Origin of the sequence: Flagellimonas onchidii, assembly GCF_004804315.1 — a bacterium.
GTDB classification, from domain to species: domain Bacteria; phylum Bacteroidota; class Bacteroidia; order Flavobacteriales; family Flavobacteriaceae; genus Flagellimonas; species Flagellimonas onchidii.
The window spans coordinates 130,236-150,379 of record NZ_SRXX01000007.1 but is presented as its reverse complement, the minus strand read 5'-3'; the positions used below and the strand labels follow the sequence as shown (position 1 = coordinate 150,379).

Here is a 20,144-nt window from a genome sequence, read left to right as displayed (position 1 = left end):
TTCAATTTATCTATCTTGCAAAGATGGTAATAAAACGAATAAAACCTATTCCCTGCCGTGTCTAAAAAAGCAGCTTCTTTTTTCAACATAAATTACCAAGCCTTAAACTGGAAAACCGTTTTCCTAATCCTGTTCCTGATTGCTTTTTTTGTGCGATTTCCATTTTTTTTCAGGGATTATGTGGATAGGGATGAAAGCACTTTTATTATCATGGCCCAGTCCTGGGTAGATGGGTATCTGCCCTATACTCAACTTTGGGATTTAAAGCCCCCTATTACTTTTTTGTTTTTCGCTGTGATTATCAAAGTTTTTGGCAAGAGTTTTATCGCCATTAGATTTTTTGGAACTGTATTGGTGGCATTGACCGCTTTGTTTACCTATGGAATCGGCAGGTGGGCCGCCACTAAAAAGATTGCTTTTTGGAGTGCGGTTTTATGCGTCTTCTTTTTAAGCTTATTCGGAAGTCTGCAAGGAGTAATGTCCGAACATATCTGCACACTTTTCTTTGCTGCTGCGGTTTATTTTTTACTTTCTAAAGAAAGTAAGCGATGGTATTTTGTTATTGGAATGCTTTTCGGGCTCTCAGTAATGTCCAAACTAAATATGGCCTACCCTCTTTTGGCCTTGGCCATCTATTTGCTTTGGGGAGCCATCATAAAAAGACAGTTCTGGCACAATTTCCCGCGCCTTGCGGTTATGGGTATCGCATTTATCTTTCAAATTCTGTTGACAGCTTTACCGTATTACTTGCAAGGAGAAATCTCGGTTTGGTGGCAATCCATTTTTGAAGCTCCATTGGCGTATTCAACGTCAAAATACCATTCTCCTTTAAAGACTTTACCCTTTTTACTGGTATCACTTGCCTTCTTTTATATCACCTTTAAAAAGCAGTTGATCAATTACAGTTCAGTTCCCGTCCAAGTTTTGATAATGGTATTTGCGGGTGTAATGTTATCCTTTGTTCAAGCCGGTAAAGTGAACGGACATTATTTAATTCAGTTATATCCTTTTATTCTTATTTTGGTTGGAATTGCAGTAAGCAAACTCCCTCCTATTCAAAAAAAATACAGAACCATTCTTGTAGTGATTTTGGTTCTACTTCCCATGGAAGCCTATTTGGAATACGCCAACATCATTTCCAATAAAGTAGAAAAAGGTTCCTTTTTTAATGGTGAAGGTATTGATGTCCCCAATTATATTATTAAAAATGACATTGATACTCAAAACATCTTTTTTACCGAATACCATATTGGATATTGGGTATTGGGTGAACATCCCCCTACAATAGCGGCAACCCACCCCAGTAACATTACAAGAGAAGAGCTTTTCCCTTATATGAAAAACCCTAGAAAAACAGCATTGGAAGAGTTGCAATATATTTTAGAAGTGATTCAGCCGCAAACTGTGGTGGCCCGCAAAGGAAAAAAGATTTTCGACAGGAAGCTTACGAATCTCAACTCCTACATTGATTCCTATTTGGCTAATCATTATATTCTAATCAAGACCATTGATAGAGGTTTGATTTATCAACGGTTAGAATGATTCCAGTGCAGATTTGAACTGTGCAGCATATTTTTTAACAACCGTTTTGTCAAAATTTCTTTCTTCATTTATTCTACCCAGAAGGATTGCTCCGGTTTTTTTTAAAATGATGCTTTCGGTTGTTGGATGTTCATCACCGCTAAAAATAATCCCTACATGAAGGTTTCTTTTTTTAAGTTTTTCTATGGTCAACAAAGAATGGTTGATGCTGCCCAGATAATGCCGCGAAACCACGATTACCTTATCGCCGGGCTTAATCAAATCCAAAATGGTGTCCGTATCGTTTAGCGGAACCAATAATCCACCAGCCCCCTCGACAACGAGGTGATTTTCGGTTTGTGGAGGTGTAATTTTATCCAAATCGATCGTAATTCCGTCAATTTCCGCAGCAGCATGTGGGCTTATGGGCGTATTGAGCGCATAGCTATTTGGATGGATTATTGTTTTCGTATTAGAAATAAGTTCTGCCACCTTATGACTATCCGAATGCTCCAAATCCCCTGCTTGTACAGGTTTCCAGTAATCCGTCTCAAGTGCTTCGACAACTATTGCTGAAGCTATTGTTTTACCCACTTCTGTGGAAATTCCGGTAATAAAAACTCTCATTATTGGGGTTTTGTAATAAAATTACAATTTGTACATCGGTACTTTCTAGGTTCAAAAAAGGGAAAGAGTTTATAAAAAATGGTGTTTCTCAAAAAGTGTACTTCAGATTTGCTTTGACCACAATTAGGACATTTGATTAGAACTCCATTTTCATCCACAGCATAATTACGGACTTCGTTAAAAATAGTTTGGGCTCTTTCTTTATCTGATTTGAACACCTGTAACTTGATCCCACCCAATGCGTTGCTCGCAAAAGGCTCAACACCTACCGTATTAGCATCTTTTAAAACCACTTCAATCCCCTCGGCCTCCAACCTCCCTTTAATGATTTGAACGTCGGCCAAGAATTCAAAGCTTCCCAATGTTATAAGATCCTTACTCATATGTGCGATTTAACAATTTGAAGAGCTCGCGCTATTTCCTCTTTAGTATTGTACGAATGTAAACAAAATCGAAGTCGTTCCTCACCCTCTTTTACTGTTGGGGAAAGTATGGGCTTTACATTAAAGCCTTCCATTTTCAAAAGTTCCGATAGTTGTTTTACCTTTTTATTCCCTGGGACAATGAGGCAATGTATTGCAGCCTCACTTTTCACAAAACTTCCTTCAAGTTGCAACAGCCGAATTTGCTTTTCAAAAAAATCCTTATTTGCCAAAAGCTTAGCTCGTTCTTTTTCTCCATGCTTTTTCAAATAGCCGTATGCGGTTAAAATGGAGGCAACCGAATGAGGAGAAAGTGCTGTGGTGTAAATCAAGCTTCGTGCAAAATTGACAAGATACGTTTTCAATGCATTGCTACATAAAACAGCTGCTCCATGATTACCAAGGGCCTTGCCAAAAGTGATGATTCGGGCAAACACTTTGTTTTCAATTTCCAATTCGCAAATTAAATCTCTCTTATCACCAAAAATTCCGGTAGCGTGCGCTTCATCAACAATCAGATGACAGTCGTTTTCGGCACAAAGGTTGGCCAATGCTTCCAAATTGGGAGTATCCCCATCCATAGAAAAAACGGATTCTGTGATGACATAGATTTCTGAGCCATCAACAAGGTCTTTTCGGCTCCGATTAATGACCTCGGACAAATCATTTAAATCGTTGTGAACGAACTTATAGCTTTTGGCATTACTCATTTGAATTCCGTCACGAATGCTGGCATGAATCAATTCATCATAAAAAACAATATCGCCACGCTGGGGCACGCTGGAAAAAAAGCCAACGTTGGCATCATAGCCTGAGTTGAAGACAAGAGCAGCTTCCGAATTGTGGTAGTCCTTTAAAAAAACTTCCAATTCCTTATACAAAATATGGTTACCAGTGAGCAACCTAGAACCCGATGACCCATTGGAATTTACTTTTTTCTGCCTCAAAAGCTCTGCGGTAGCATTAGCCAAATCATGATTTTTAGCTAACCCCAAATAATCATTGGAAGAAAAATCTATGAGGTCACGGAAATCGGTCAACACCCTCAAAGCATCGTTTGACCTTCTTTTTTCCAATTTTTGCTCGAGCTTCTTCGGAAGTTTCGCCATGTAGCAAATTTAGTATTTACTATCCTTAAACATTATATTCGTTCTTAATAAACCATTGAAAGATGAAAACCCCATTTACTTTTTTAACACTGATGTTCACTTGGGTCTTATTTGGTCAAACAAACACCTATAAAATCTCATTTGAAAATGCCGTTCACCATGAAGCTGTCATCGAAGCTACTTTTCCTGATTTGGACATGGACACTATATCATTTCGAATGAGCAGAACATCCCCGGGCAGGTACGCGCTACATGAATTTGCCAAAAATGTATATGGGTTTAAAGCTACCGATGGTCAGGGAAATACTTTGAAAGTGTTTAGGCCAAATCCTTATGAATGGGGAGTCTCAGGTCATGACGGGACTGTGAAAATAAGTTACATTCTTTTTGCCAATCGAGGTGATGGAACGTACTCTCAAATTGATGAGACCCACGCCCACTTGAATATTCCCGCCACTTTTATGTATGTCCCCGAGCTAGGAAATCGGAAAATTGAAGTGGACTTTGATGTTCGGGAAGATTTGAATTGGAAGGTAGCCACACAATTGCCATTGGTTACTGGCACCACCCATATGGCTCCGAACCTGTATTATTTTATGGATAGTCCAACCGAAATCAGTGATTTCACCTTAAAATCTTTTGAAGTGGATGGTCAGACCATACAACTAGCACTACACCATAATGGAACCGAAGAAGAAGCTAACGAGTATTTTGAAAGGGTCAAAAAGACAGTTTTGGAGCAAAAAGAGGTCTATGGAGAACTACCTGACTTCGATTACGGCACTTATACTTTTCTGGCCTGTTATATCCCTAATGCATCTGGAGATGGCATGGAGCATAGAAATTCTACAATTTTAACCACAACTCGAAGTCTGGCCAATGGGGGCATGAGAGGTAATATTGGAACGGTTTCACATGAGTTTTTCCATGCTTGGAATGTTGAACGTATTCGTCCAAAAAGTTTGGAACCTTTTGATTTTGAAGCTGCCGATATGAGTGGGGCCCTTTGGTTTGCGGAAGGCTTTACCAGCTACTATACCAACTTGATTCTATGTAGGGCCGGACTTATTTCTCCAAAAGAATATATAGAAGGCCTAACGGGCACTTTCAATTATGTTTGGACTTCTCCTGCTCGTAGGTTCTTCAATCCAATTGAAATGAGCTATCAAGCTCCTTTTGTGGATGCTGCCACCTCTGTAGATCCTGTGAATAGGGAGAATACCTTCATCTCCTATTATTCCTATGGTAGTGTTTTAGGACTGGCGATGGATCTGTCCTTAAGACAGCAAGGGTTGAATCTGGACGATTATATGAAATTGGTTTGGCAACGACATGGAAAAAAAGAAATTCCCTATACTATTGAAAACTTGCACACTCTATTAAATGAATATGCAGGAAAATCCTTTGGAGATAACTTTTTTAATTCATTTATCTATCAAAGTGGAATGCCCGATTATGCCTCTCTTTTCCAATCTGTTGGAGTTCGTTTAGTACAAAGAGGAATTAACCCATATTTCGGTTCCAACGTATCCATCAATGAAGATGGTACAGAAGGAATCATAAGTAGTAATCCAAAAATAGACAGTCCGGCTTACAAGGCTGGGTTAGCCAAAGGTGACGTAATTTTGAACATCAACAATGTTCCGTTTGTTGATGGACAAAACTTCACCGATTATTTAAAACAATCTAACCAAGGCGAATCCCTTGAGGTCAACTTCTCCCGATTTGGAAACGAAAAGACAGCAAGTTTGGTTTTGGAACCCAGTCCCAATTATACCATAAACCTGATGGAGGATACATCTCAACAACCTTCTACAGCTATGCTAAAGGCTCGAAAGGAATGGCTCAAAAGTGAATAGATGATACGCTATACCCAAGCATCGACCATTGACCATCTTGAGCAAATTCTTGATTTGCAGCAGCAAAACCTTCCTAAAAACCTAACAGTCAAAGAAAAGGAACTGGAAGGTTTTTTAACCGTAGAACATTCCTTTTCCATTCTAAAAGAAATGAATGATGAATGCGGGCATATCATCGCATTGGATGATGAAAAAGTAGTGGCCTATGCCCTTTGCATGCATCCAAAATTTGCGGAAAGTATTAAAGTCTTAAAACCCATGTTCCATGAAATCAATAATGTGGTAAGAGATAAAGGCAACTATATGGTCATGGGACAGATTTGTGTTGCCAAATCACACCGGGGCAAAGGTTTGTTCCGAAGTCTTTATAAAACTATGAAGGAAAAATTACCCAATGGTTTTGACACCATAATAACCGAGGTTGATGCCCATAACAAACGGTCACTTAGGGCACATAGGGCTATCGGTTTTAAGGAGTTAAAGCGGTACTATTCTGATGAAAAAGAATGGGTTTTAATTGTTTTATGATTATTTATTATTGTTTTTCAATAATTTTATATATGTTTGTTATCGTTAAACAATAAAACGATATCCAATGAACAACAAACTGAACCTATTTAGTCGCATAACTAATATAATCTGGTACATCTTACTAATTATAACTGCTGTTTTTTTCTTTTTGGGAATGTCCTTCTATTTTAAAGGAACCAATGAAATAAGTCGTATCTCCTTATTTGAAATTCAATTGGAACCTGAAAATTCCTTGATTCCATACTTTATTCCTATGGCATTTATAACCTGGTCCTTTGTCATTTATGGCTTCTTCTTGTTCAAAAAATTGATTCATCAATTTAAAAAGAGACTGTTTTTTACCGATTTTGCCATTCAAACTTTAAAAAGAATAGGCTACGTATTGATTGCATACACCTTTTTAAATTCTATAATCAAAAATATCCTTGAACATCTCGTAGAACAGCAAACTAATATCCGAAATAGTGATTATACACTTAGTCCATTTATCTATCCTTTATTGTTAGGTTTCTTTTTTATCATCTTAAGCGAAGTGTTTAAAGTAGCCAAAATCACTAAACAAGAAAACGATCTAACAATTTAGTTATGCCCATTATTATAAATTTAGATGTAATGCTTGCCAAGCGGAAGATGAAGAGCAATGAGCTGGCCGAAAAAATCGGGATTACCACGGCTAATCTGTCCATTCTTAAAACGGGAAAGGCCAAGGCAATTCGTTTTTCAACTTTAGAGGCTATCTGCAAAGAACTGGATTGTCAGCCGGCAGATATTTTGGAGTATAATCCTTCGACAAGCTCAGGATGACATTTCAAGGGAAATCAATATTATCAATTAAAAAAGCCGCTTACACTTCGACTTCGCTCAGTGACCGCGGCTTTTTAGTTATATTTTGTAATTGGCCTAATCTGCCAATACGATAACCTTGTTGTCCTTCATCTCAATTGTGCCACTAGAAATCGACAAAACAGTTTCTCCATTTGGTCCCTTGGAAAATTTATTCTGAAAATCTTCCTCAATAGTGATATCTCCTTGCACTTTCACATCTCCTTCTTGTAATAAGGAAACTATAGGTGCGTGGTTTTGCAACATTTGAAATTCGCCATTAATACCAGGAACAGTTACCGAGGTTACTTCTCCTGCGAACAAAGTGGCTTCTGGTGATACAATTTCTAAATACATAAATATGTTGTTCGTTGTTCGTTGTTCGTTGATAGCGCATACAAACAACCATCAACTAGCAACCAAAAACTAATTAAGCTTCAGCCAACATTTTCTCTCCAGCTTCAATCGCATCTTGGATGCTACCTTTAAGGTTGAAGGCAGATTCTGGCAAGTGATCCAATTCACCGTCCATGATCATGTTGAATCCTTTGATGGTGTCCTTAATATCTACTAATACCCCAGGGATACCGGTAAACTGTTCTGCAACATGGAAAGGTTGGGACAAGAAACGCTGAACCCTTCTTGCTCTACCCACAGCCAATTTATCCTCTTCTGAAAGTTCTTCCATACCAAGGATGGCAATAATATCTTGAAGTTCTTTATAACGTTGTAACAACTCTTTTACGCGTTGTGCACATGCATAATGATCTTTTCCTAAGATTTCTGGAGTCAAAATCCTTGAAGTTGAATCCAAAGGATCCACGGCAGGATAAATACCCAACTCAGCAATCTTACGTGAAAGTACGGTCGTTGCATCCAAGTGGGCAAATGTTGTAGCAGGAGCAGGATCCGTCAAGTCATCCGCAGGAACGTAAACCGCCTGTACCGATGTAATGGAACCTCTTTTTGTAGATGTAATTCTTTCCTGCATCGCACCCATCTCTGTGGCCAAAGTCGGTTGGTAACCTACTGCTGAAGGCATACGCCCAAGAAGTGCAGATACCTCGGAACCAGCTTGCGTAAATCGGAAGATGTTATCCACGAAGAAAAGTACATCTTTTCCTTGACCATCTCCAGCACCATCACGGAAATATTCAGCGATTGTCAATCCAGAAAGGGCAACACGTGCACGTGCTCCAGGAGGCTCGTTCATCTGTCCGAAAACGAAAGTTGCTTTGGACTCTTTCATAGCTTTCTTATCCACTTTGGATAAATCCCATCCACCTTCTTCCATGGAATGCAAGAAATCGTCTCCGTATTTGATAATACCGGACTCCAACATTTCACGAAGCAAGTCATTTCCTTCACGTGTTCTTTCACCAACACCAGCAAATACTGAAAGTCCACCGTGACCTTTTGCAATGTTGTTGATCAATTCCTGAATCAATACAGTTTTACCAACACCAGCTCCACCGAACAATCCAATTTTACCACCTTTAGCGTAAGGCTCGATCAAGTCGATTACTTTGATACCAGTAAACAAAACCTCAGTAGAAGTTGAAAGGTCCTCAAATTTTGGAGCCTCTCTGTGGATTGGCAATCCGTTGTCTCCAGTTTTAGGTAATTCTTCAAGACCATCGATAGCATCTCCAATTACGTTGAAAAGTCGTCCGTAAACGTCCTCCCCAATTGGCATTTGAATTGCATTTCCGGTAGCATGGGCTTCAGCTCCTCTACTTAATCCATCAGTAGAATCCATGGAAATGGTACGAACTGTATTCTCACCAATGTGTGATTGAACTTCCAATACCAACTTGGAACCATCAGCTTTGTTGATTTCAAGGGAATCGTAAATTTTTGGGATTTCAGTTCCCGATTCAAACTCAACATCGATGACCGGGCCAATAATCTGTGCAACCTTACCTGTAACTTTAGACATTACTGTGTTTATTTTTAATTGTATACGTGAGGAAAAAACTGCTTTTTTTCCGGCTGCAAAGATATACTATTCCGTTTGTAATAAGAAACTTAAAATTTGTTTTTTTAGCAACAAAAAAAGCATCGAAAATTTCGATGCTTTTTCCAAATATTCTTTTCCCTATTCCTAAGGGTTGATTGTCCATGAAACGTAATAGATAGAACCTACGTTACCTGTTCCTATTGCCTGGAAATATTCATCTCCCAATAGGTTTGACCCTCCAGCTTTAAAAACTGATTTTATACTTGGAACAGCATAATTGATCTGAGCATCCAAAACCGTAAATGAAGGCACATCACCATCAGCAAAAGTTGCTTCCCAGAAAAAGCTGTCGCTCCATCTATAGTTTACATTAAATCCAAAGTTTTTAAACAACTCTGTATTCCCAAAGGAAGCTTTTACCCTATGCTTTGGTGTATTGAAATTGGTTTCAAAATCTGGAAACCTATTTTTGTCAAAATCCAACTCTGCATAAGTATAATTAACTCCTAAATCAAAATTTCCAAAAACCTTAGTATCTACCCCGATGGTTCCTCCCCAAGAATCAATGTCTGCAGAAGAATTAGTGTATGTTTGGTAAGGTTGCCTATCACCATTTTGAAGTGCTAAAAGGGAAAGTCCACCATCACCAGCTGTTCCATAAAATGGAACTAGTACTGTAACCGTTGATATAAAGTCTTTGTATCGATTGTAATATCCACTTAAATCAATTGTGAATTTCCCGATTTGACCTCTATACCCAGCTTCAAAAGTGGTTATTTCTTCAGGTTTGATTAGTGAGGAATTGGCAACTTCAGGTGTTCCGCTAAGCACCGAACTCAATGAGTACGCATTTTCGTAAGCAGCCCGACCAACAACATTTACAGATGACTGGCCAATTAAATCTTGACCACTTTGACTTACATTAAAAGTTCTAACATCCCTATCCAAATTATTTGGGGCAGATCCTACTAAAATTGCCGACCCAGCGTTTAAGCCAATAAAAAGATCCTGAGTAGTCGGATTTCTAAAACCTTGCTGCGCTGAGATTCTAAAGTTATGGTTCCTATTCTCACCTGCTGTATAGGCAAGAGCCACACGCGGAGAAACAAACCCATCAAAGAACTCATTTTTATCATATCGTGCAGAGCCTGTGAATTTGAAGCGATCATCCATAAACTTCTTTTGCAGTTGGACATAGGCTCCATATTCATTGTATTTAATCGGCCCATCCGAATCTGTGAAAATAGTTCCGCCAGAATTTAGTTCATATTGTCTGTATGAACCTCCAATTTGCAAATCGGCCCAATCATCAATCAAATGGGCCAAGTTATAGTTTCCATTAACATGGCGAAACTTGGTATTGTCTATAAATTTAGCTCCTGTTGTTAAATCTCCATCACTGATAACAGAGTTAAATGCACTTTGGAATGCGGCGGTGCCTGGAATCAATCTACCCGTGTCCGCCGCTTGTCTCGCAGCTGCATGGGCCGCAACCGAGGCTTGTTCGGGAGTAAGTCCACCTTGTTGAATACCACCAAGGTAGGTTGGTATATAGGTTCCCGCATACTCCGTAAACCATTGTGTATCCGATTTCCATCTTCTGTTCACATTGATGGCCGTAAACCGGGTATCATAGGAATCTCCAGAATTTTCCGTGGTAATATATCCCCTTAAGAAAAAGTTCTTGTTTCTAAATTCAATTTTGTGCTGTTGAAGAATAAAGTTTTTTACGGAATATCTGTTGGCTCCTTGATAAATTGTGTTACCACGACCTACACGTCCATTATAGATAATTTCGAAATCATCAGCAAAGGGTCTATAGAAAACTGAAAAATCAGTTTTTACACTTTCGGCATCATAATCAACCAAGTCACTTTCGGCATATCCAGTACGCGAAACATTGGCCGAACCTACTGTTCCTGTTGGAAATCCCGCCGCAGCATCAAAGTTCAACAGGGTAGTAACTTCGTCACCATAAATGTTAAGACCATTGTAATTAGGGTCAGTTCTATCAGCTCCTAAATTGGAAAGATCTAAAGTACTCACTGCATGCCAGTCTTCTCCCTTTAAATAGGAAAGGTTCGCTTTCACCGCAAGTTTGTCACTAAATGCATGGGCCACCCTTATACCTAAATCATAGTAATTGTCATCGCCAGCCGCTTCCTGAGATGTAATCCCTGTTTTGGCATAAGCACTTATACCCTGAAAGTCAAATGGACTTTTACTTTGCATAAACAAAATTCCGTTAAATGCACCTGCCCCATAAAGTGCAGAAGATGCCCCAGGAAGAATCTCTATGCTTTGCACTTCCAATTCTGACATACCCACTAGATTTCCTAGAACAAAGTTCAGCCCTGGTGCTGAGTTATCCATTCCATCAACTAATTGCAAAAACCTATTGTTCGCAAAAGTGGCAAAACCTCTTGTATTGATAGATTGAAATGTTAAACTATTCGTGTTAATATCGACTCCTTTTAAGTTTTGCAATCCTCCGTAAAAGGATTCAGCAGTAGTATTCTTGATTTCTTTCAATCCAAATCTTTCTACAGAGACCGGGGATTCAAAAATACGTTCAGGTGTGCGTGAAGCCGAAATCACAATCTCATCCAAAATAGTGGACGCTTCGGCAAGTGTAATGGAAAGTGTTTGATTATTTGAAGTTACATTGGCAAGGAAATCTGAAAATCCGATGCTCGTAACACGTAATTGAAAAGGCGGCAACTCAGAAGTGTTAAAAGTGAAATTTCCATCAAAATCAGTAGTGGTTCCCTCTGCCTTTCCAACCAGAACCACATTCGCTCCCGGTATAGGTTCATTGTTTTCATCAACTACTTTCCCTTGTACCGTTGTTTGCGCATAAGAGATAACCCCAAACAACATTAAGGAAATAATCATTAATAGTCTCATCGGCTTTAAATTTGAGTTAGTTAGATTTTAAGTACCTGCTAAGTTATGGAGTCGGAAGATACATTTTTTTTCATTTGATTTCTACAAAATTGAAAAAAAATTATGCATGCATAGTAATTTTTTGATAAAAAAACCCCAGTTTAACTATGGTTTTAACAAAAAAGACATCGAAATCGATGCCTTTTTCTTAATTATTTGATTTTAAGTAAGTCACTCCACAGTAACCGATTTTGCAAGGTTTCGAGGTTGGTCAACATTACATCCTCTCATCACTGCTATGTGGTACGACAACAATTGTAAAGGAATTGTTGTAAGCAACGGTGAAAGACTTTCAGAGGTGCTCGGAACTTCAATAACATGATCGGCCAACTCTTTTACGGTAACATCTCCTTCAGTAACTATAGCGATGATCTTACCACTTCTGGATTTGATTTCCTGAATATTGCTCACCACTTTTTCATAATGTCCTTTTTTGGTAGCTATTACAACCACGGGCATTTGTTCATCAATCAATGCAATTGGTCCATGCTTCATTTCTGCAGCGGGATACCCTTCTGCATGGATGTAGCTTATTTCCTTTAGTTTAAGAGCACCCTCAAGGGCCACTGGAAAGTTATACCCCCGTCCAAGATAAAGACAGTTGGAAGAATCTTTAAATATTTCCGAAATACCCTCTACAATTTGGTTAGACTCCAGCATCTTCTCCACTTTGTTTGGAACACTTTCCAGTTCTGTCAGATACTCATGGTACTTGGATTCTGGAAATACCCCTTTTTCATGCGCCAGTTTCAATGCAATAAGGGTAAGGACCGTAATTTGGGTGGTAAAGGCTTTCGTAGAGGCAACTCCAATTTCGGGACCTGCATGCGTATAAGCTCCGGCATGGGTTTCTCTTGCAATAGATGAACCTACTACATTACATACGCCAAAAACAAAAGCTCCTTTTTCCTTGGCCAATTTAATGGCCGCCAAAGTATCTGCCGTTTCTCCTGATTGCGAAATGGCAATCAATACATCGTTTTCTGTAATAACCGGGTTTCTGTATCTAAACTCGGAAGCATATTCTACCTCTACCGGAATCCTTGCCAAATCTTCAAAGATATATTCCGCCACCAGTCCGGCATGCCAAGATGTCCCGCATGCCACAATGATTATTCTATCCGCATTAAGGAATTTTTCGAGATTTTGATCAATCCCCGCCATTTTAATTATTCCTTGATCCGCTAATAATCGACCCCTATAAGTATCCATTATAGCCCGAGGTTGCTCGTAGATTTCCTTGAGCATAAAATGATCATAGCCTCCTTTTTCAATTTCTTCAAGGTTTAGTTGAAGTTCAAGAATATTGGGATAAGCTATAGCATCATCTTTTATTTTGCGCAATTTGATTTCCTTTCCAATTCGCACAATCGCCATTTCTTCATCTTCCAAATACACCGCATTGTTTGTAAACTCAATAAATGGAGAAGCATCAGACGCGATGAAATATTCATTTTCACCAATTCCAATTGCCAAAGGGCTACCTAATTTGGCCACTACTATTTCGTCTGGCTTGTTTTTGTCAAAAACGGCAATGGCATATGCTCCTACAACTTGATTCAATGCAATCTGAACAGCTTGACCCAATTTCACCCCCTCTTTTTTCTTGACTTCCTCTATTAGGTTAACTAAAACCTCTGTATCTGTATCGGATTCAAAGGTATACCCACGCTCAATAAGGGCTGTTTTGATAGCTTCGTAATTCTCAATGATTCCATTATGGATGATGACCAAATCACCAGAATTCGAATAATGTGGGTGGGAGTTTAAATCGTTGGGAACTCCATGGGTAGCCCATCTGGTGTGTCCAAGACCCAATTTACCGCGAGTTTCAATGGTTGCTTTTGACTTCTTTTTTAAATCTTCTACTTTACCTTTTGTCTTAGAAAGATGGGTTTCCTCTCCATCAAACAGCACAATCCCCGCACTATCATATCCTCTGTATTCTAGTCTTTGCAGACCCTTTATTATAACTGGATAGGCATCACGATGACCTATATATCCGACAATTCCACACATAAGAACAATTTTTTGTTTGAGTTATATGCAAATTTAGCATTACAGTCGGGATAAATAGTATCACGCAAGTTCTAAAGCAGAAAAACTCTATAAAAGACAGAAATAATGAAATTTATCAATCGGCCTGAGTGTAATAAATCTCCAACTTTAGCTTTCTATCAGTGCCGACATCCTCTGTACTTCCGTAGAGCACAGTTCCCAACGGGTTAACGATAGACATTATGGGAACATCAATATTAGGAGCCTCATCGCTAATGGATTCTGAAACCCTAGGATCCAAAATATTCGAGGTTGATGTAAGGGCAAGTCTAGCATTGACAGAGTCTCGAATAATAATATTGTTGATATGATCCGTAATTCTGAAAGTATATTTTAACCCTTTTCCATTATCTTTTTCCAGAATGCCATCAAAATCCAAGAAACGACCAAGTGGCTCATCCACATCAAACCTTTCATTTTGAGGGTTAAATATTGGTCGATTTGTTTCTGCATTGTAAAGATATAATCGTGGCGGCTCTTCTTCAATTCCGGCAGATTGATCGACATAGAAAACCAAATTAGCTTCATTGATAATCCAATTGTTTGAGCGTATTTCGTTTATTATACCTGAACCTCCATTTTCGGCTTCATCAAAAAGTCTAATCTCGGTAAACGTTTGGGCTCCTTTTACGTATATCCTGGATGCATTTTCACCATCATCCAAAACATTTGGAACAGCCGAAGCTTCATCAACAAAAGTGTTTACAGCATTCCCTGATAACAAACCATTTGTATTGACCAAAAGGTTAAGTCTAAAATCTCTCTCTACCGTTTCCACAACTGAGTCCGTAGCATTGTAATCTTGGTAATTATATGTTATGGTAATGTTGGCTTGTGTAAGATCTAACAGAAACATTAGGTCTCCCATATCCTCACCAGATATCTGGATTCCCCTGAAGAAATCGTTGAAATTAGCCGCGCTCAATAATTCAGATTGACCTTCTTTATCCAGAATTTCTTGAAAAAAAGGAATATTCAAGGGAATTCTAAGTCCTGGCGGTATCCTTTCTTTCACTTGTTGTGTTTCATCAACATCAGTATCGGGATCATCTACGGTAGATTCCCTGATTATCTCTTCCTTGTTGGTAAAGGTTATTTCCCCATTGAACAACTCATTAGAAACAAAGCTGGAAAAGTCCTGATTTGAAAAATATTCCTGTGCTTCCTCAAAATTGGTGTTTGGATCTAAATCCCTTAAAAAGAAAGTGGAACGAAAAACTTTTAGGTTTACCGTCCGTTGTAATAATTCACCTGTAAAGTCAGACGCATTCAAGCCATAAATACTGTCCAAATCGAATACCTTTTCAAAAGTATTGGCCACAAAATCTTCACCAGTACCATCTTCATCTGGATTAAATGGGTCGGAGCCGATAATTCGTTCATCATTATCTCCAACGCCATCACCATCTGTATCCGAATTAGGGTCACTTATTGCTTCTTCATTAAGCTCAAATGCGTCCTCTACACCATCTCCATCGGTATCTCTTTGTGAAGTAGGTGGCAACTGAAATGGTATATTAAGGTATACTTTGGTTACCGTTTCATTTTCCTTGATAGTTGAGGCCAAGTCATCATTATCGGCATTATCTTCTGTTTCTTGTGATAAATCTCCAAACAGTGGATTTGCCGTCGACAACGCAACTTGGGTAACAATACTTGCGTTTCTTCGTCCAAAAATCGGGTCATTGAAAGTTCCTAATTGATATATTGGCAACCTGTTGGTTTGAACCGCCTCTATACCTTTATTATATGCAAAAACATTAAAGCTTTGTTTGCCCGTAGTAAAAGGCTCTCCTCCGATAACTCCTTCTCCAATTGTCCCTAATTCCTCCTCACAAGAAGTAACGATCAGAAATAAAGCCCCAACCAATGTTGAAACTTTTAAAATCCTAGAAAATTTCATGCAATTTATTTTAAAACCTCTGTTTTATAGAAATTTGTGTATGCTTCCTCGGCCTCTTGAAGAGACACATAGGGCAATACCGGCTTGGAAAGATTTGCAATATGATTTTTCAAGTCTTCCGACACCTCTTCCGAGGCTAAAATAATGGCATCGGAATAATCGGCAGCAACTTTTAACAAATTATTATAGTCAGGTTGGGAAAGTGAAGAAATACTGTCCTTTTCGATACCGTCAAATGCGATTTTATCTATCATGGCTCCATCCAACTCTCCTTCGTACCCTCTATCATAGACTGAAGTGACTATTTTACTATCCGCAAACAAGGGCTCATCCGCATAATATTTTCGCAAATACAATGGAAGTAAAGATGCCATCCAACCATGGACATGTATAATATCTGGTGACCAATTAAGTTTCTTAACGGTTTCAACAACACCTTTGGCAAAGAAAATAGCCCGTTCATCATTATCTGGGAACAAATTGCCCTCTGCATCCTCAAAAGTTGCCTTTCTTTTAAAATATTCTTCGTTATCTATAAAATAGACCTGAATCCTCTCCCTTGGAATGGAAGCAACCTTAATAATTAATGGCATGTCCATATCATTGATAACCAGGTTCATCCCAGATAAACGAATCACCTCATGTAATTGATGCCTTCTTTCGTTAATATTTCCATACCTTGGCATAAAAATCCTTATCTGGCCCCCATTGCTGTTGACCATTCGGGGTGCTTCATATGACATTAAGGAAACTGGGTTCTCTGGGAGATAGGGTACTAATTCAGAAGATACAAACAATATCTTTTTACCATTCATAAACACTTTCTTTTGCTTATCCGAAAAACGTAGCTGCAAAAGTACAAAAATTATGCCGATAAGCAGTATTTATAGTATTTTTGCACGCTTTTGAACTTTACCATGCGAGTTTTTGACCAAAAAAAGGGATTGATTTCATTCTTATCGGTTTGTCGGGCCGAAAACCAAACCATAGGGCTGGTTCCTACCATGGGTGCATTGCATCAAGGGCATCTATCCTTGGTTAAAACTGCCTTAGGTCAAAATGATGTAGTGGTTGTAAGTATTTTTGTAAACCCCACGCAGTTTGACAAAAAAGATGATCTTGAGAAGTATCCCCGCAATATGGATGCAGATATCTCTTTGTTAAATGAGGTTTCTGAAAACATTGTAGTATTTACTCCAACTGAAAGTGAAATATATGACGGAAAGATTGTTTCCGAGTCATATGAGTTCGGGGGATTGGATAAAGTAATGGAAGGCAAATTTAGGGAAGGACACTTTGACGGTGTCGGTACTATAGTAGAGCTTTTGCTAAGAACTGTGTCACCGGACAGGGCTTATTTCGGTGAAAAGGATTTTCAGCAGCTACAAATCATCAAGAAAATGGCGCAAATGAAGAATTTGCCCTACGAAATTATCCCTTGCTCCATAGAACGTGAATCTCACGGACTGGCAATGAGTTCTCGCAACGAACGCCTGTCAGAAAAGGTAAGAAATGAGGCCAGCTTTATCTATAAAACCTTATTGACTGCCAAGTCAAAATTTGGCATAGAAAGTACTATCTATATATCGGAATGGGTAAAATCCCAATTCGAAAAAAATGAGCAATTGGAGCTGGAATATTTTGAAATAATGGAAGAAGAAACATTGACTCCAATATCAAAAAGGCAGCAAAACAAAAAATATAGAGCATTTATTGCCGTTTATGCCGAAGGCGTAAGGCTAATAGACAATCTAAGACTGAATTAACTAATTTTGCACCATGCAAGTAGAAGTTGTAAAATCTAAAATTCACAGAGTCAAGGTCACAGGAGCTGACCTTAACTATATTGGCAGCATAACCATCGATGAAGACTTGATGGATGCTGCAAATATCATTAGAGGTGAAAAGGTTCAGATAGTGAACAACAACAACGGAGAGCGTTTGGAGACCTATGCCATACCTGGACCTAGAAATTCAGGTGAGATTACGCTCAACGGAGCCGCTGCCCGAAAAGTCGCCGCAGGTGATGTGCTCATACTTATAACCTATGCATGGATGGATATTGAAGAAGCAAAATCTTTCAATCCTTCATTGGTGTTCCCGAACGAGGAAAACAATCTTTTAAACTAGTTTTGAGCGATTCTCTCAAAAAAGCTCTCAAAATAGCAGTTCCTATCTTAATTGGTTTAGGACTTGTTTTTTATTCTTATTCATCATCAACACCAGAAGACCGGTCCAGAATTTTTGAGGCCATTAAAAATGCAAATCTCATTTGGGTCTTTTTATCTGTATTGATAGGGATTCTAAGTCATATTTCAAGGGCAATACGTTGGAACTACCTTTTAAATCCAATGGGGTATCGTCCCAAATTAATAAACAATGTCCTCATTATTCTTACAGCTTACTTCGCAAACACTTTAGTGTTAAGGTCCGGAGAGTTTTTACGCGCCACAGCGTTGAACACTTATGAAAATGTCCCCTTTGAAAAAGGTTTTGGCACCATTGTCACCGAAAGAATCATAGATGTAATCATGCTTTTGCTGATCATCACCATAGCACTCTTGGTCCAAACCGACGTGATTCTTGGAATTCTAGAAGAAAACGGCATTGGCCTTATTGGTTCGCTTGGGTTACTTTTAGCTGGTGTTTTAGGACTTTTTATCAGTATTCGTGTCATTAAAAAATCGACCTCAAAGTTTACACTTAAGATAAAGGACTTTCTAAATGGTTTACTTGACGGGGTAATGAGCATCTTTAAAATGAAGCGAAGAGGTGCTTTTATATTCCACACCTTATTTATATGGATATGCTACATCGCCATGTTTTGGGTCATTAAATTCACAGTTCCAGAGACCACCGAGCTTCCCGTGGGCGCATTTTTGGTTGCTTTTGTTGCCGGAGCCTTTGCAATGGCCACTACCAATGGTGGATTAGGGCTTTTCCCTATTGTGGTTACCGCAGCTTTATCCGTCTACGGAATAAGCAAAACTTCGGGTGACGCTTATGGTTGGATCATGTGGACCGCACAGACCTTAATGGTTGTTGTTTTTGGTACAATATCCTTTATCATCCTACCGTTATTGAATAGAAATCGGTAAACCCCTACCAAGTAAAATTTTACCAAATGAAAAAATGTCTATTTTTTTTGATAGGCCTTCTGTGCGTTAACCTTGGGGCGCAGGTGAAAAAAGAAATTTTTGAATCTTTCAAGCTTCAAGAAAGAAGGGATGTATCCTACTACTTCCCCGAAGATTATTCCGAGGAGAAAAAATACCCTCTTTTGGTAGTGTTAGATGCCGAATATCTGTTTGACATTGTTGTGGCCAATGCCAAATTTTACAGCAGACACCATCGAATGCCCGAGGTTATAGTGGTTGGGGTGGATCAAAGCCAAAACGACCTTCGCTGGGAAGATTGTGACTTTGAACAGACTTCTGGACTTCCAACGGAAAAAGGAGCTAAGTTTTACGAGTTTTTGGGCACAGAACTCATCCCTTATTTAGAAACCCAGTATAATGTGGCTCCCTTTAAGATGTTCATAGGTTATGATATCACCGCCAATTTTGGCAACTACTTTTTGTTCAAAGACAAATCATTGTTCAATTCATATTTGTCCATATCCCCTGTTTTGGCCACTGAAATGGAAAGTAGGGTTCCCTCCAGGTTATCCGATTTAGATCAAGAAATTTTTTACAACGTTGTATTGGAAAAAGAACCGACCGAAGACAGACAACGAATCTTACAAATGAACAATGCCGTAAAATCAATTGATAAAGAATCGTTGCACTACTTTTTCGACGAATACGAAAACGCAGACCACGTCTCCATTGCTGCTTATGGTGTAAGCAAGGCTTTTGACAACGTTTTCAAAATCTTCCGACCCATTTCACCGAAAGAGTACAAAACTGAAATACTTACTTCTGATGAACCCGTATTCGATTATTTAAAGGATAGATATGATATGATTGAAAAGTTACTCGGATTTAGAAAGCCCGTGGAGCTGAACGATATCATGGCCATATATGCCGCATCTCTCAAAAAAGAAGATTTTGAATCGTTAAAACCCCTTTCGGAAGTCTGCAAAAAGCAATTTCCTGATACTATGATGGGCTTTTATTTTGAAGGAGAATACTACGAACAACTTGGTGAACCCAAGAAAGCTTTCAAAACTTTCGAAAAGGCATTCCAAATGGAGGAAATCGACTTTTTGACCAAGGACATGGCCCTTGAAAAAATTGATGCCCTCAAAACGGACTTTGGGTATTAGATTACTGGATTGTTAGATTTTGGGATTCTTGATATACATTTCTAGCAATCCAACCATCTAAAAATCAACCTCATTATAAGATAAAAAAATGCAAACCAAGCGTTTATGACAGTGCCATC

Annotated in this window: 18 protein-coding genes; 9 read left to right on the top strand and 9 right to left on the bottom strand. The window is 38.8% G+C overall.

The annotated features are described in order from the left end of the window. Positions 1-57: 57 nt before the first annotated feature. Positions 58-1,542, top strand: a complete 1,485-nt coding sequence (locus tag E4661_RS09495; protein WP_136466656.1) for an ArnT family glycosyltransferase — start codon at positions 58-60, stop codon at positions 1,540-1,542. Here the strand turns inward: E4661_RS09495 and bioD are convergent. From bioD to E4661_RS09480, 3 genes are read right to left on the bottom strand one after another with little or no spacing between them, the layout of a single operon-like run. After that, the gene (bioD, locus tag E4661_RS09490; protein ID WP_136466654.1) at positions 1,534-2,148 is read right to left on the bottom strand and encodes a dethiobiotin synthase; all 615 of its coding nucleotides are present in this window, start codon (positions 2,146-2,148) and stop codon (positions 1,534-1,536) included. The two genes, E4661_RS09495 and bioD, sit on opposite strands and share 9 nt — an antisense overlap. Continuing rightward, the gene (locus E4661_RS09485; protein WP_136466652.1) at positions 2,148-2,531 is read right to left on the bottom strand and encodes a putative signal transducing protein; all 384 of its coding nucleotides are present in this window, start codon (positions 2,529-2,531) and stop codon (positions 2,148-2,150) included. Before E4661_RS09485 ends, bioD begins: the two co-directional genes overlap by 1 nt. Next, positions 2,528-3,679 carry an aminotransferase class I/II-fold pyridoxal phosphate-dependent enzyme gene (locus E4661_RS09480; RefSeq protein WP_136466650.1) on the bottom strand — a complete coding sequence of 384 codons (1,152 nt, stop codon included), beginning with the start codon at positions 3,677-3,679 and terminating at the stop codon, positions 2,528-2,530. The genes E4661_RS09485 and E4661_RS09480 overlap by 4 nt, the downstream gene beginning before the upstream one ends. A gap of 62 nt (positions 3,680-3,741) precedes the next feature. On the opposite strand from E4661_RS09480, the gene E4661_RS09475 reads away from it, so the two are divergent. The 4 genes from E4661_RS09475 to E4661_RS09460 all read left to right on the top strand — a co-directional run bounded on the left by E4661_RS09475 (position 3,742) and on the right by E4661_RS09460 (position 6,873). Then, positions 3,742-5,538: a M61 family metallopeptidase gene (locus E4661_RS09475; protein ID WP_136466648.1), complete on the top strand. Its 1,797-nt coding sequence runs from the start codon at positions 3,742-3,744 to the stop codon at positions 5,536-5,538. Beyond that, entirely contained in the window at positions 5,539-6,066 is a 528-nt protein-coding gene (locus E4661_RS09470; protein WP_136466646.1) for a GNAT family N-acetyltransferase, read from the top strand. Between the two features lie 67 nt (positions 6,067-6,133). Beyond that, the gene (locus E4661_RS09465) at positions 6,134-6,652 is read left to right on the top strand and encodes a DUF2975 domain-containing protein (RefSeq protein WP_136466644.1); all 519 of its coding nucleotides are present in this window, start codon (positions 6,134-6,136) and stop codon (positions 6,650-6,652) included. Positions 6,653-6,654: 2 nt separating this feature from the next. Beyond that, a complete protein-coding gene (locus E4661_RS09460) occupies positions 6,655-6,873 on the top strand; it encodes a helix-turn-helix domain-containing protein (RefSeq protein ID WP_136466642.1) in 219 nt (72 codons plus the stop codon). 96 nt (positions 6,874-6,969) lie between these two features. Here E4661_RS09460 and E4661_RS09455 read toward each other — a convergent pair whose 3' ends face one another. From E4661_RS09455 to E4661_RS09430, 6 genes are all read right to left on the bottom strand, one after another. Then, positions 6,970-7,248: a F0F1 ATP synthase subunit delta/epsilon gene (locus E4661_RS09455; RefSeq protein ID WP_136466640.1), complete on the bottom strand. Its 279-nt coding sequence runs from the start codon at positions 7,246-7,248 to the stop codon at positions 6,970-6,972. A gap of 73 nt (positions 7,249-7,321) precedes the next feature. Beyond that, positions 7,322-8,830, bottom strand: coding sequence for a F0F1 ATP synthase subunit beta (gene atpD, locus E4661_RS09450; RefSeq protein WP_136466638.1), 1,509 nt, complete (start codon positions 8,828-8,830; stop codon positions 7,322-7,324). Between the two features lie 165 nt (positions 8,831-8,995). Beyond that, positions 8,996-11,758 carry a TonB-dependent receptor gene (locus E4661_RS09445; protein WP_136466636.1) on the bottom strand — a complete coding sequence of 921 codons (2,763 nt, stop codon included), beginning with the start codon at positions 11,756-11,758 and terminating at the stop codon, positions 8,996-8,998. Positions 11,759-11,968: 210 nt separating this feature from the next. Beyond that, a complete protein-coding gene (gene glmS / locus E4661_RS09440) occupies positions 11,969-13,816 on the bottom strand; it encodes a glutamine--fructose-6-phosphate transaminase (isomerizing) (protein WP_136466634.1) in 1,848 nt (615 codons plus the stop codon). A gap of 115 nt (positions 13,817-13,931) precedes the next feature. Further along, on the bottom strand, positions 13,932-15,758 hold the full coding sequence (locus E4661_RS09435; protein WP_136466632.1) for a DUF4270 domain-containing protein: 1,827 nt from the start codon (positions 15,756-15,758) through the stop codon (positions 13,932-13,934). A gap of 5 nt (positions 15,759-15,763) precedes the next feature. Further along, positions 15,764-16,573: a glycogen/starch synthase gene (locus E4661_RS09430; protein WP_136466630.1), complete on the bottom strand. Its 810-nt coding sequence runs from the start codon at positions 16,571-16,573 to the stop codon at positions 15,764-15,766. 102 nt (positions 16,574-16,675) lie between these two features. Here E4661_RS09430 and panC point away from each other — a divergent pair, with 102 nt between their 5' ends. Genes panC through E4661_RS09410 form a run of 4 tightly spaced genes read left to right on the top strand, consistent with a single transcriptional unit; the run spans position 16,676 to position 20,025 of the window. Next, a complete protein-coding gene (gene panC, locus E4661_RS09425; protein ID WP_136466628.1) occupies positions 16,676-17,524 on the top strand; it encodes a pantoate--beta-alanine ligase in 849 nt (282 codons plus the stop codon). Between the two features lie 13 nt (positions 17,525-17,537). Beyond that, positions 17,538-17,888, top strand: a complete 351-nt coding sequence (gene panD, locus E4661_RS09420; protein WP_136466626.1) for an aspartate 1-decarboxylase — start codon at positions 17,538-17,540, stop codon at positions 17,886-17,888. Positions 17,889-17,890: 2 nt separating this feature from the next. Further along, the gene (locus E4661_RS09415; protein ID WP_136466624.1) at positions 17,891-18,856 is read left to right on the top strand and encodes a lysylphosphatidylglycerol synthase transmembrane domain-containing protein; all 966 of its coding nucleotides are present in this window, start codon (positions 17,891-17,893) and stop codon (positions 18,854-18,856) included. Positions 18,857-18,882: 26 nt separating this feature from the next. After that, the gene (locus E4661_RS09410) at positions 18,883-20,025 is read left to right on the top strand and encodes an alpha/beta hydrolase (RefSeq protein ID WP_136466622.1); all 1,143 of its coding nucleotides are present in this window, start codon (positions 18,883-18,885) and stop codon (positions 20,023-20,025) included. Positions 20,026-20,144: the final 119 nt, after the last annotated feature.

Excerpts from the sequence above, each read along its gene's own strand:
- panC (WP_136466628.1), top strand. The coding sequence starts at position 16,676 with ATGCGAGTTTTTGACCAAAAAAAGGGATTGATTTCATTCTTATCGGTT.
- E4661_RS09485 (WP_136466652.1), bottom strand. The coding sequence starts at position 2,531 with ATGAGTAAGGATCTTATAACATTGGGAAGCTTTGAATTCTTGGCCGAC.
- E4661_RS09475 (WP_136466648.1), top strand. The coding sequence starts at position 3,742 with ATGAAAACCCCATTTACTTTTTTAACACTGATGTTCACTTGGGTCTTA.
- E4661_RS09480 (WP_136466650.1), bottom strand. The coding sequence starts at position 3,679 with ATGGCGAAACTTCCGAAGAAGCTCGAGCAAAAATTGGAAAAAAGAAGG.
- E4661_RS09465 (WP_136466644.1), top strand. The coding sequence starts at position 6,134 with ATGAACAACAAACTGAACCTATTTAGTCGCATAACTAATATAATCTGG.
- bioD (WP_136466654.1), bottom strand. The coding sequence starts at position 2,148 with ATGAGAGTTTTTATTACCGGAATTTCCACAGAAGTGGGTAAAACAATA.
- E4661_RS09435 (WP_136466632.1), bottom strand. The coding sequence starts at position 15,758 with ATGAAATTTTCTAGGATTTTAAAAGTTTCAACATTGGTTGGGGCTTTA.
- E4661_RS09455 (WP_136466640.1), bottom strand. The coding sequence starts at position 7,248 with ATGTATTTAGAAATTGTATCACCAGAAGCCACTTTGTTCGCAGGAGAA.
- atpD (WP_136466638.1), bottom strand. The coding sequence starts at position 8,830 with ATGTCTAAAGTTACAGGTAAGGTTGCACAGATTATTGGCCCGGTCATC.
- E4661_RS09470 (WP_136466646.1), top strand. The coding sequence starts at position 5,539 with ATGATACGCTATACCCAAGCATCGACCATTGACCATCTTGAGCAAATT.
- glmS (WP_136466634.1), bottom strand. The coding sequence starts at position 13,816 with ATGTGTGGAATTGTCGGATATATAGGTCATCGTGATGCCTATCCAGTT.
- E4661_RS09410 (WP_136466622.1), top strand. The coding sequence starts at position 18,883 with ATGAAAAAATGTCTATTTTTTTTGATAGGCCTTCTGTGCGTTAACCTT.
- E4661_RS09430 (WP_136466630.1), bottom strand. The coding sequence starts at position 16,573 with ATGAATGGTAAAAAGATATTGTTTGTATCTTCTGAATTAGTACCCTAT.
- E4661_RS09460 (WP_136466642.1), top strand. The coding sequence starts at position 6,655 with ATGCCCATTATTATAAATTTAGATGTAATGCTTGCCAAGCGGAAGATG.
- panD (WP_136466626.1), top strand. The coding sequence starts at position 17,538 with ATGCAAGTAGAAGTTGTAAAATCTAAAATTCACAGAGTCAAGGTCACA.
- E4661_RS09445 (WP_136466636.1), bottom strand. The coding sequence starts at position 11,758 with ATGAGACTATTAATGATTATTTCCTTAATGTTGTTTGGGGTTATCTCT.